Here is a 9,870-nt window from a genome sequence, read left to right on the forward strand (position 1 = left end):
TCAGACCCCCGAGCCCACGCGCCGCCCGACCGGGGGCGGTTCCGCCTCGGGAGCTTCCGGCAGCGCTACCTCGCGGGGGCCGCCGACGAGCTCGTCGAAGACGGCCTGGTACGCGACCTGCTGGTACGACCACGCCAGGTGCTCCTCGACCCGCTGACGACCGAGTCGAGCCATCCGGGCCCGCGCCTCCGGGTCGTCGACGAGGTCGACGATGGCCTTGGCATACGCCTCGACGGAGTTCGGCTCGACGTAGCGGGCCGCCTCCTGCGCGGACACCCTCGTCTCCCGAAGATCGAAGGCGACGACCGGCAGCTCGAACGCCATGTACTCCATGGTCTTGTTCATGGTGGAGACGTCGTTGAGCGGATTGAGCGGGTCCGGGCAGAGGCCCACGTCAGCGGTGGACAGGACCGTGGCCATCACCTCGTCCGACACCCGTCCGGGCAGCTCGACGTAGTCCTGCAGCCCGCGACGGTCGCGCTCGGCGAGCAGCTCCGGGCGGGAGTCGCCGGAACCCATGAGGCAGAAGGCGAGGTCGTGCCGGCCCATGATGTTGACGATGATGTCGGCGGCCTCGATGACGAGGTCGACGCCGTCCTGTGGTCCCATCACGCCGAGGTAGGCGACCAGGTGGGGACGGTCCCTGCGGCGCTCCGGGTCGGGTGTGCGGCGCTTCAGCCGCTCCGGGTCCGGCCCGGTGCGCACCACGGTGACCTGCTCGGGCGCCTTGCCACCTCGGGTGATGGCGATCTGCGCGTAGGACGCGTTCGTGGACGTGACACGGTCGGCCGCTCGGAACGTCTGCCGCTCGAGGAAGAGCAGGCCGCGGTGGAGCAGCCCGGGGCCGGCCGGGAACCGCGACTCGAACAGCTCCGGGCTCAGGTCGTGGTGGTCGAACACGAAGCGGCTGCCATCCCGCAGGCGCAGCCAGCGGGCGAGGGGCCAGAAGATGTCGGGCGGGTTGCAGGCCTGGACGACGTCGAAGCCACCGGCCCGGCGCTCCTTGAGTGCAAGCCGCGCGGTCGCCAGAAAGGAGTATGCGTACTCCGTGGCGTAGCTCAGGGCCGATCCTCCGGGTGCATAAGCCCGGTAGGCGACGATGCGGACGCCGTCGACGACCTGCTCGGCCCCTGTGCCCTCCCCCGTCGGGCACACGACGGTGACGTCGTAGCCGGCCTGCTGCAGGGTCCGACACTCGAGCCAGACCCTGCGATCGAACGGAACGGGAAGGTTCTGCACGATGATCAGCACCCGCGGTGGTGCCCCGGGCGCGCGTAAGCGTCTGGTCACCAGCTCACTCCCTCGTAGCCGGGAAGCTGTTCGATCTGGTCGCCCAGTCGCCCGCTCATGTCGAACACCACTTGCGGCGGGTGGGCCAGCAGGGCTTCCAGCACCACCGGGTTGGTCGAGGTGACGATGGCGATGTCGGCGCCGTCGAGCGCCTCGTCAGGCGACGCCGCGAGCAGCCGGTTGACGTGCGTGAGCCTGCTCTGCAGGTGCCGCAGGTTGGCCCCGACGAGCAGGTCCGGGTTGACGATCGGGTCGTAGATGCGCACGTCGAGGCCCTTGCCCACGAAGCGCTCCGCCAGCTCCAGGCTGGGGCTCTCACGGACGTCGTCGGTGTGCATCTTGAAGCTCAGCCCCAGCAGGCACACGCGGACCAGGTGCGTCGCTAGGACCCGGTCAACGACGTCGCGAACCACCAGGTCGTTGCTTGTAGTCGTCGCGCTTATCAGCGGGATGTCCACTGCTGCAACGCGGGCCAGGTCCTGCAGGGCCCTGAGGTCCTTCGGTAGACAGGAGCCGCCGAACGCGAAGCCCGGCCGCAGGTAGGCAGCGGACAGGTTGAGCTTGTCGTCCTCGCAGAAGACCTCCATGACACGTCGGGCGTCGACCCCGAGCTGGGAGAACAGCCGCCCCATCTCGTTGGCGAAGGTGATCTTGACGGCGTGGAAGGCGTTGCACGCGTACTTCAGGGCCTCGGCCGTGGGCACGTCCACGTGGTGGATGTTAAGGTCCAGGAAGGAGAACAGCTCGGTGAGCGCCTCCCTCGTGACGTCGTCCTCGGTGCCCACCACGACGAAGGGCGGGTCGAAGAAGTCCGCGACGCCGGAGCCCTCCCGCAGGAACTCGGGGCACATCGCCGTGCCCACCGACCAGCCGGTCGGCAGCTGGTCCGGCTCGAAGACGGGCGTGACGACTGCCGCACCCGTGCCCGGCGGGACGGTGGAGCGGATCACGACACTGTGGTGTCCGGAGGCCGGTGGCTGCGCCGAGGCCATGGCATCGCGAAGGTCCGCCAGGGCTCGCGACAGGAACGTCAGGTCGGTGCCCCCGCGGGCCGTGGACGGAGTGCCGACGCAGACGAGGGACACATCGGCACCCTGCATCGCCGCGCCGATGTCCGTGGTCGCGTCGAGCAGGCCGCTGGCGACCCCAGCCGCGACCAGCTCGCTGATCCCCGGCTCCACCACCGGGCTCACACCCCGGCGTATGCCGTCAACCTTCGCCTCGTCGACGTCGACCCCGACGACGTGGTGCCCCTTCGAGGCAAGACCCGCCGCAGTGATCGTGCCGACGTATCCGAGTCCGAGCAGAGCAATTCTCATCGATCCGCGGCCCTCCCCTTGTGGTTAAGAACGCAACCCCCCCCGGGGTGGTGGATCCAGTGTTAACCGGTCCGACGAGGCGACGTGCGCGAACGGCGAAGGTGTCCGGCAATGTGACGTTCACTTCGCGGCTTTTGGATCGAAAGGCCCTGAAAGAGAAAGGCGTTGGGCATCCGCTGATAGCGACCGAACCGTCTTCGGCGACGCCACGAGGAGGCCCGTCAGGCCGCGCGTGCGGGAGCGAGCCGGAGCAGCCGGCCGAGCCTCACGGCATACCTCTCCGGCACCGGGAGGAGGTGGACCGCATCGCTGACGACCCCACGGGCCAGCAGGCGCAGCAGGACGCCGTAGACGACGACCGTGACCGTGGCGGTGACGACCAGCGCCGCCCAGGGCCGGCCCGGCACGGCTGCCATCGTCAGAGTGCCGACAACCATCGCGGCCAGCGTGATGGGCGCGACGCGAAGGAACGGTCGCGCGGAGGTGGCGACGCTCCATCCCTGCAGCTTCGAGATGAGCAACCAACGAGCGATCGTGGCGGCGAGAGCGATGAAGACGAATCCGACCGCCACTCCCGTGATCCCCCACCTCACGGCGATCGCCGTGGTGGCGACCGTCGCGCCGTCCACGACTATCGCGTAGCTCAGCCACGTGCCGGGGCGCCCCAGCCCGTAGAAGAGCCCGTGGTCGAGCATGGCACCCAGCGTGATGATGCCGGCGACCGCCAACGCCTGCGCGGGAGGCACGCTTGCGGTCCACCCGGGGCCGAAGAGCACGGGTACGAGCTCGGGTGCCGTGACGACGATGACGACCATCACGGGTGAGACCACGGCATACACCAGGCCCAGCGCCCTGAGGTAGGCAGCGCGCAGCCTCTCGGCGGACTCACGCATCCGGGCGAATACGATCGTCGAGACCGGGACCATCGAGGCGGCGACGAGCTCCTGCGCCACGAGTACGAGCCGCTGTCCGATGCTGAGCAGCCCCAGCGCCGAAGGCCCGAGTGCCACGGTGATGATCCAGCTCTCGGCCAGCGTCCGGACGGTGGCCAGCACGTCGACACTCGAGACCCAGACCCCGAACGCAGACATGGTACGCAGCCGCGGTGGAGAGAGTCGCAGGGACGGCAGCCACGCTGCTCGGCGCCAGGCCAGCACTGCGGTCACGGCCTGCGTGACGATCACCTGGCTCACGAGCGCCCAGACGCCGCCCCCGCGCAGGACGACCACGATGGCCACCACCTGGCCCAACAGGGCCGCGACGAGGCTCTGCAGGGCCACGGCCCGGAAGTCCATCCGCCGTCGCAGCAGTGCCAGCGGGACGCCTGCCAGAACGGTGGGTACGGCGGCGAGGACCAGAACCCGGAGGACCTGTGCCAACTCCGGGATGTGGTAGGCACGTGCCAGCACCGGTGCGAGCCCGACCAGTCCGGCGGACAGCACCACCGCTGCAGCTACGGAGGCCCAGAAGGCGGTGCTCAGGCTCTCCTGGTCGACGTCGTCCACCTGCAGCAGATAGGTCGAGAAGCCCAGGTCCGAGAGCAGGTAGACCAGCGGTATCACCGTCATCGCAGCAGCCACGACGCCGAACTCGCGCGGGGACAGCTGATGGGTCAATACCGCCAGCGTGGCGAAGCCGCTGATGCGGACCACCCACTTGTGGGCGCCGAGCCAGAGGAAGCCGGAGGCGGCCCGCCTGCCCAGGCCTTCCTCCTGATCAGGCTGATCCGCCGTGTTCACCGCCTCGGCGCGCGATGGCCCATCCGCATCCATGCTCAGCCGGCACCGGAGGCCATCGCAGCACGCAGGGTGGCCGCCACCCGCTCCTGCTGCCGCACCGTGATGCCCGGGAAGATCGGTAGCGACAGGATCTGGCGGGCAGCCCGCTCACACACCGGAAGGCTTCCCCTCCCGCGACCGAACCTCGACATGGCCGGCGTCAGGTGGACGGGCACCGGGTAGTGCACACTCGCCCCGATCCCTTGGTCGCGAAGGCTCTTCAGCACCTGATCGCGTCCGCTCACCCGCACGACGTAGAGGTGCCAGACGTGCTCGTTGCCCGGAAAGGTCGCGGGGACCCGGAGGCCGGGAACCTCACCCAGCAGCAGGTCGTAGAGCGCGGCGGCCTCCTGTCGCTCGACGTTCCACTCGCGCAGCCGGCGCAGCTTCGCCCTCAGGACCACCGCCTGCAGCGTGTCCAGACGCGAGTTGAAACCCAGGTCGGTGTGCTGGTACTTCGCCGTGCTGCCGTGGGCGCCCATGAGCCGCACTCGCTGGGCCAGCTCCTCGTCGTCGGTGACCACCGCCCCGGCGTCGCCGTACGCACCGAGGTTCTTGCCGGGGTAGAAGCTGGTGGCCGCCACGGACCCGAAGCGTCCCGCCGACCGTCCCTGCCGGGTGGCCCCCTGGGACTGGGCCGCGTCCTCGATCACCGTGATGTCGCGCTCACCGAGAGATGCCGGCAGCAGATCGAAGGGGGCGACCTGGCCGTAGAGGTCGACTGCGATGACAGCCCGGGTCCTGTCCGTCAGCGCGTCCTCGACCGCTGCCGGGTCCATGAGGAGTGCCTCGTCGTCCACGTCGACGAACACCGGCCGCGCCCCCGCCCGGACGACCGCCTCCGCCGTGGCGATGAACGTGTTTGCGGGGAGCACCACCTCGTCGTCCGGCCCGACCCCGACCCCCCGCAGGGCCATCTCGAGGGCGTCAGTGCCGTTGCCGACGCCGACGCACGCGCGAGCCCCGACGAAGTCGGCGTACTCCTGCTCGAACGCGGCCACCGCCTTGCCTCCGACGAAGTCCCCGGTGGAGAGGACCTCGGTGAAGCCTGCCTGCACCTCGTCCGCGATGCGCCGGTGCTGCACCGACAAGTCAACCAACGGAACCATCTGCACGGTAAGCCTCCTCGAGATGTCACCATGACCGCGGGCGATCCAGGGGGTCGCACGATCGGCGTGAGATCGGTGGGTCAGTCGCTCGGCGACGGCGACCACAGCGTCACGACGGGAGTCATGCGCGAGTGCGTTCGGCGTGCCACCAGTCGACCAGTCGCCCGAGGCCCTGCCTCAGCTCCACCTCAGGCACCCAGCCCAGCTGTCGCCGCGCCGCGTCGATGGACGCGAGCCGCCGAGTCACACCGTTCACGGAACGCCCGGGACCGAACTCCACGGACAGGTCGCTCCCCATGGTGTCGAGCAGCGCCTCGGCCAGCTCCAGCAGGCTCGTCTCGGTGCTGCTGCCGATGTTGAACACAGCGTCGGTGACGGCCGCCTCGGCCGCGAGCAGGTTCGCCCTGGCTATGTCGGTCGTGAAGACGAAGTCCATGGTCTGCGCCCCGTCGCCGAGGATGATCGGCGGGTCACCGGCCTCGATGCGTTCCATCCAGCGGATCAGCACCTCCGTGTAGAGCCCGTGGACGTCCATGCGGGGGCCGTACACGTTGAAGTAGCGCAGGGCCACGTAGTCGAGTCCGTACATCGCATGGAAGCTGCGCAGCATCCCCTCGTTGAAGACCTTGGCCGCCCCGTAGAACGTGTCGTTGGACCAGGGAGCCGCCGCCTCGGTCGTCGGGAACTCGGAGGCCAGCCCGTAGACGGAGGCGGAGGACGCGGCGACGACCTTGCGCACCTTCGCGGCGGCCGCCGCCTCGAGGACGTTGAAGGTGCCGTCCGCGAGCACCTGTAGCGCAAGACGGGGCTCTTCGGCGCACTGCGTGATCCGGATGGCCGCCTGGTGGAACACGAGGTCCACACCCTCGGTCGCGTGCTGGACCAGCCCGACGTCGCGGATGTCACCCTCGACCACCTCGACCCGCCCCGACGCCAACGCGCCGGAGAGGTTCTCCTTGCGGCCCCGCACGAAGTTGTCCAGGACGCGGATCTCCGCGGCCTCGGCCGCCACGAGCTGGTCGACGATCGTGGAGCCGATGGTGCCTGCGCCCCCTGTCACCAAGCAGATGCTGCCCTTGATCACTTGCTCTCTCCCACCGTGACGAACGCTCCGTCGAGCCGCAGGCTCTGCGCCGCCGCCTCGAGCACACGCATGACCCGCAGGCCGGCCCAGCCGTCGGTGGCTGCGGGCCGACCCTCGGTGATGCTGGCGACGAACTCGCCCACCATCGAGCGCAGCGCTTCGTGCTCGTGCAGGGCCGGCGCCACCATGTCGCCCGTCCGGTACGAGATCCTCATCTGCTTCCGGTCGTCGGCGGCGAGCTCCTCCGAGCCGCGTCGCTCGACGCCCCGGTCGTAGACCGAGAGCCGCTGGCTGGGGTTCAGGTCGTCCCAGACGACGGTCCGGTGAGAGCCCCCGATGACCATCGTGCGGATCTTGACGGGGCTGAGCCAGTTGACGTGGATGTGCGCCATGGCCCCGGTCGAGAGCCTGAGGGTCAGGTAGGCCACGCAGGCCATGCCGTGCCCGATGGGGTCGGCCCCGTGGGAGGCGACCTCGACGACCGAAACCCCTTGTGGCAAGAGGTAGTCGAGGATGGAGATGTCATGGGGAGCCAGATCCCAGAGCACGTCGACGTCGGGCTGGACGAGGCCAAGGTTGATCCGCACGGAGTCGACGAACTGGACGTCACCCACCTCGCCGCTGGAGACCAGCCGCTGCAGCTCCTTGACCGCCGGGGTGTAGCAGTAGGTGTGGTCGCACATGAGGACCAGTCCCCGGTCCAGCGCTGCGTGGACGAGCTTCTCACCGTCCGCGAGCGCGGAGGTCAGGGGCTTCTCGACCAGGACGTGCTTGCCGGCGTCGAGGGCGGCCATCGCCAGCGCGAAGTGCGAGGCGGCCGGCGTCGCGATGGCAACCGCCTGGACCTCCGGGTCGCTCAGGATCTCGTCGAAGGAGTCGGTGGTCGCGACGGTCGAGTAGGGCCCGAGGACGCGTCGCGCCCGATCCTCGTCGAGGTCGCAGAGCCAGCGCAGATGGAGCGATGGCGTCGCCATCGCGTTCCGAACCAGGTTCGGCCCCCAGTATCCTGCCCCCACGACCGCCATCCCAATGGCTGCGGTCATATCATGCAGGCTAGCTGCGGACCAAGCAGCGACAGGGTCGTTCGAGAAAACTCCCATCAGCTCCAGATGTCGTGGTGCACGTTGAAGATCACCCGCGACCCGTAGGGGTCGATCTTGATGGGGAGCTCCTTCATGTGCGCCAACGCCTCTCGGACCGACCGCTGCTTCTCGAGCGGGCACACCACGAGCAGGAAGCCACCGCCGCCGGCGCCCGTCACCTTCGCGCCGGTGGCACCGGCAACGACGGCCGCCTCGACGGCCGCGTCAATGAGGTCGTTGGACACGCCGGTGGCGAGCTCGCGCTTGGCCGTCCAGCTCTTGTTGAGCGCGACGCCGAGGGCATCCACGTCCCCAGCCCGCAGACCGTCCGCGGCCTCGCCGGCCAGGTCGCGCAGCTGTGCGAGCTGCGGCAGCCGGTTGGCGATGTTCGCCCGCTGCTCGCCGAGGATGGAGCTCGCCTGGCGGGTCGCGCCGGTGTAGAAGAGGAGCAGCTCGTCCTGAATGCGCCGGCGCTGGTGAGCCGAGAGCTCGAGCTGGTTGACGGCCACCCGGTCGCCCCGGCCGAACTCGATGTCGCACACACCCCCGAAGGCTGCGGCGTACTGATCCTGCTTCCCGATCGGCTTGCGGCACCGGTCGATCTCGATCCCGCAGGCACGGTCCGCCAGCTCCTCGGCCGTCAGCTGCCGGCCCTGGTAGGTGAACAGCGCCTGCAGCAGCCCCACCGTGACGGCTGACGAGGAGCCCAGGCCGGACCCGGCGGAGGGGATGTCCGCCAGCGTGGTGATCTCCACTCCCCCGCGGACCCCCGTCATGTGCAGCGCCTCCCGGACCAGCTCGTGCTGGAGGTCCTCGACCCTGGACACGATCTCCTTGGTCGAGTAGTTGACGTAGATGTCGTCGTCGAAGCGCTGCTTCACCACGACGTAGACGTACTTGTCGATGGCGGCGTTGAGCACCCGCCCCCCGTGCTCGCGGTAGTAGTCCGGCAGGTCCGTCCCGCCGCCGACGAGCCCCACGCGTAGTGGTGTCTGGGTGATGATCATGAGCTGGACCGCCTTTCCCTTCTCGTCACAACAAAGGCGAGTGCCGAAGGTTCGTGTGCCTCGGGGTCGCGCCGGCGCCGAGTTCAAACTCCGCGGTGTCTCCACGACCGGCGGCGCAGCCACCACTGCGCCTTCTGGCTCAGCAGGAACTGCAGGTCTCGCGGGCTGAGCCCGTGCCCGGACCCGAGGGTGCGGTAGAGATGAACGTGCTCGATGGCCGGCCAGCACTGGACGGCGAAGGTCAGTAACTCGTCCATGCCCTCCTCCGCCTCGAACGTGCCACTACCCAAGAGCCGGCGACCGAGCTCTGTTCGGCGAAGGCGGCCGCGATCGTGAACCCGCCCTGCCGCCCACAGCGCCTCCCGGGCGAGTTGCTGGTGCACCATGGCGGACAAGCGTTCCGGGCGCGGCAGTCTCGGCCGGTCCCGCTCCAGAACCAGCTCGAAGACGGATCGCCGCTGGCGCAGGTCCATCAGCGGACTGACCGCTTTTCTCATGTTGTCGCCGTGGAGGCGGTAGTACGCCTGATCCACGCCTCGAATGAAAGCCACGGCGCCGTTGGTGGCAAGCCGCATGTACATCTCCATGTCGGCCGTCTTGGGGAGGTCAGGGTCGTATCCCCCAACCTGCTTTTGGAGAGACGTGCGCACGACGACCTCGGGCGAGGTGATGGGGTTCTCTGCCTGCCGGTAGCGATAGTCGAGCCACGTCCGCCCTGACCACACCGTCCAACCACGGACCGTCGTGCGGGCAGGCGGCAGCGGCGAGCCATCGTCGAACCAGAGTGCCCGACCGTAGACGAAGCCGACCTCCGGGTGCGCGTCGAGCAAGGCGCCCGCTCGCGCTAAGGCTCCCGGCGTGGCACGGTCGTCGGCCGACAGCAACATGCAGTAGTCGCCATCGGCCCACTCGAGCCCCTCGTTGAAGGTGGCGATGTTCCCCCGGTTCGAGTCGTGGACCACCACCTCGACCTGGGGCCGACGCGAGGCGATCTCCTTCGCCACTGCCGCGCTGTCGTCGGGCGATGCATCATCGATGATGAGCACTCGCACGTCGACGCCCGGCTGATCGTCGATAACGCTGCTCACGGCCGCCTCCAGGAAGTGGCCGTACCGGTAGCAGGGGATGAACACGCTGAATGTGCTCATCGCGGCTCCACCGCCTCGTTCGACCACGCTGTCATGCCCGCCCACCCCCAGGT

8 protein-coding genes are annotated in these 9,870 nt (G+C 69.1%); all 8 read right to left on the minus strand.

Features of this window, described 5'->3' with window-relative positions; genetic code table 11:
- Entirely contained in the window at nucleotides 1–1,290 is a 1,290-nt protein-coding gene (locus AC3WRT_RS12240; protein WP_492722228.1) for a glycosyltransferase family 4 protein, read from the minus strand.
- Nucleotides 1,287–2,609: a nucleotide sugar dehydrogenase gene (locus tag AC3WRT_RS12245; protein WP_492722230.1), complete on the minus strand. Its 1,323-nt coding sequence runs from the start codon at nucleotides 2,607–2,609 to the stop codon at nucleotides 1,287–1,289. Before AC3WRT_RS12245 ends, AC3WRT_RS12240 begins: the two co-directional genes overlap by 4 nt.
- Nucleotides 2,610–2,830: 221 nt before the next feature.
- Nucleotides 2,831–4,348 carry a lipopolysaccharide biosynthesis protein gene (locus tag AC3WRT_RS12250; RefSeq protein ID WP_492722232.1) on the minus strand — a complete coding sequence of 506 codons (1,518 nt, stop codon included), beginning with the start codon at nucleotides 4,346–4,348 and terminating at the stop codon, nucleotides 2,831–2,833.
- Between the two features lie 35 nt (nucleotides 4,349–4,383).
- On the minus strand, nucleotides 4,384–5,496 hold the full coding sequence (locus tag AC3WRT_RS12255; RefSeq protein WP_492722248.1) for a DegT/DnrJ/EryC1/StrS family aminotransferase: 1,113 nt from the start codon (nucleotides 5,494–5,496) through the stop codon (nucleotides 4,384–4,386).
- 121 nt (nucleotides 5,497–5,617) lie between these two features.
- On the minus strand, nucleotides 5,618–6,556 hold the full coding sequence (locus AC3WRT_RS12260) for an NAD-dependent epimerase/dehydratase family protein (protein WP_492722234.1): 939 nt from the start codon (nucleotides 6,554–6,556) through the stop codon (nucleotides 5,618–5,620).
- A gap of 20 nt (nucleotides 6,557–6,576) precedes the next feature.
- Nucleotides 6,577–7,623 carry a Gfo/Idh/MocA family protein gene (locus AC3WRT_RS12265; RefSeq protein ID WP_492722236.1) on the minus strand — a complete coding sequence of 349 codons (1,047 nt, stop codon included), beginning with the start codon at nucleotides 7,621–7,623 and terminating at the stop codon, nucleotides 6,577–6,579.
- Between the two features lie 56 nt (nucleotides 7,624–7,679).
- Entirely contained in the window at nucleotides 7,680–8,669 is a 990-nt protein-coding gene (locus AC3WRT_RS12270; RefSeq protein WP_492722238.1) for a GHMP family kinase ATP-binding protein, read from the minus strand.
- 83 nt (nucleotides 8,670–8,752) lie between these two features.
- The coding region (locus AC3WRT_RS12275) for a glycosyltransferase family 2 protein (protein WP_492722240.1) at nucleotides 8,753–9,870 on the minus strand (1,118 nt) is incomplete at its 5' end.

This window comes from Terrabacter sp. FW104-15G4B (genome assembly GCF_058790095.1).